Below are 2,083 nucleotides of genomic sequence, written 5' to 3' on the forward strand. Positions count from 1 at the left end.
TTATGCTTCCCCCCCTGCCTTCCTGATTACAGGGTTTGCAATGACCCTTTTTTTCTTGATATATCTGGCCGCCGTAACTAATACCGAGATAATAATAATTGCCCCTTTAATAGCATCTGACCAGTTAGGGCTAATGCCCAGATAATTAATTGCCGGGGAAATCATGGCAAGTATAAAAGCTCCAATAACGGTTCCCAGTATTTTTCCGGAACCTCCTGCGGTGCTGGTTCCTCCAAGCACTACAGCCGCAATAAATGTCATTTCCAGGCCGCTTCCCATGGTAGTGGTAACTCTCTGGCCTGCCGTTGCTATAATCACCGCAGATATTCCAAACAGAGCTCCTGCTATGGTATACGTCAGCACTACTGTTTTATTTACATGAATGCCTGCAAGCCTTGCACCGCCTTTGTTGTTGCCGATGGCATATATTTTCTTGGAAAACCTGGAGTATTTCATAAACAGCAAAGCTGCCGCCACCACGATCAGGCACATTAGTACACTGGCTGGTATTATTCCGAAGATTTTTGCATCAAATGCCAGCCAGGTAAAGGATGCAGGTAAATCATAGATGGACCCCTCTACCGTAAGCGGCAGGATTCCCTGGAATATCTGAGTTGTGGCTAAAGTGGCTACAATGGCGGGGATCTTCAGTTTTGTGATAAATAATCCGTTAAATGTACTGAGCGCCGCGCCGATTACCATGGCAGCTGCCAGTAGTACTGCAAAGGGTGCTCCCATCTTCCCGATCGCCGCCACACAGATGCAGATTACCGATATTAAAGCGCCTGTTGAGACATCTATGTTGGATGTCAAAATAATCATGTTCATGCCCACTGCCGATATCAAGATGTAGCTAAAAGAATTCAGTAAGCTCATTAGATTATTTACGGTATAAAATCCTTTTGCAAAAACAGCCAGCCCAAGCAATACCACAACCAGGAAGACCGCCAGATAAAATTCTGTTGTTAGAAACGCTGCTCTTTTCTTATTCTGATCCATTCTGCTTCCTCCTTATGCCTTTGCCTGCTTTTTTGATTCCAGAGCAACCGTTAATATCTTTTCCTGAGTCACTTCCTCTCTGTCAAAACAACCTGCAATATAACCGTCCTTCATTACATATATCCGGTCGCACATGCCAAGGAGTTCCGGAAGTTCTGAGGATATCATAATGATCGTCAGGCCTTTCTGCGTCAGATCGCTGATAATTTTATGGATCTCTGCTTTCGCATTTACATCTACCCCTCTGGTGGGTTCATCCAGTATGAGTATTTTAGGATTCAAAGCCAGCGCTTTTGAAACTGACACCTTCTGCTGGTTTCCACCTGATAAATTTGCTACCAGAAAATCAGCCGCGGGCGCTTTTATACCAACGTCCTTTATGTACCTGTCTCCCGTTTCCTGTTCCTTTTTTGTGTTGATCATTCCCATTTTACCAGCGAACTTTTCCAACTGTGGAAGGGAAATATTCTGTTCGATACTCATATCCACAATCAGTCCGAATTTACCACGGTCTTCCGAAACATAAACAAGCCCATTTGCCATAGCATCTTTATAATCCCGGATAACAATTTCTTTTCCCTCCAACATAACCTTACCGGCTGCTTTTCCGGTAAAACCGCAGAGGGACTCCATAAGTTCTGTTCTTCCCGCACCTGCCAGACCTGCAAACCCAAGAATTTCCCCCTTTTTCAGAGAAAAGCTGATATCCTCTAAAAATCCTTCGTCATAATAATGCTCTACCCGAAGCAGCTCCTTACCGATTTTTGCCTCAGCTTTGGGATAATAATTACCCATCTTTCTCCCTACCATATCTGCAACCAGTTCATCTTTATTCGTATCCCCAACTTTCTTGGTAGAGATATACTGGCCATCCCGGATCACCGTTACCCGGTCACAAATTTCAAATATCTCTTCCAGCCGGTGGCTGATATACACAATTCCCAAACCTTCTTTTTTCAGGTTCCCGATAATTTCAAACAGGGCACTGACTTCTCGCTGGGTGAGGGATGCCGTAGGCTCATCAAAGATAATGATATTGGCATCAAAGGTAAGGGCTTTTGCAATTTCCACCATCTGCTTCTGT

General features: G+C 44.3%; 2 protein-coding genes. Both read right to left on the reverse strand.

Annotated features, from left to right (window positions below):
* Entirely contained in the window at positions 1 to 999 is a 999-nt protein-coding gene (locus ACH2DQ_RS01940; RefSeq protein ID WP_394913617.1) for an ABC transporter permease, read from the reverse strand.
* Positions 1,000 to 1,011: 12 nt separating this feature from the next.
* Positions 1,012 to 2,083: sugar ABC transporter ATP-binding protein (locus tag ACH2DQ_RS01945; RefSeq protein ID WP_395025292.1), on the reverse strand; the 1,072-nt coding region annotated here is incomplete at its 5' end.

The sequence above is a fragment of the Robinsoniella sp. genome, assembly GCF_034124845.1.

What these genes read in the sequence shown, in the direction of transcription:
- ACH2DQ_RS01940 (WP_394913617.1), bottom strand. Translation starts at nt 999, where the DNA reads ATGGATCAGAATAAGAAAAGAGCAGCGTTTCTAACAACAGAATTTTAT.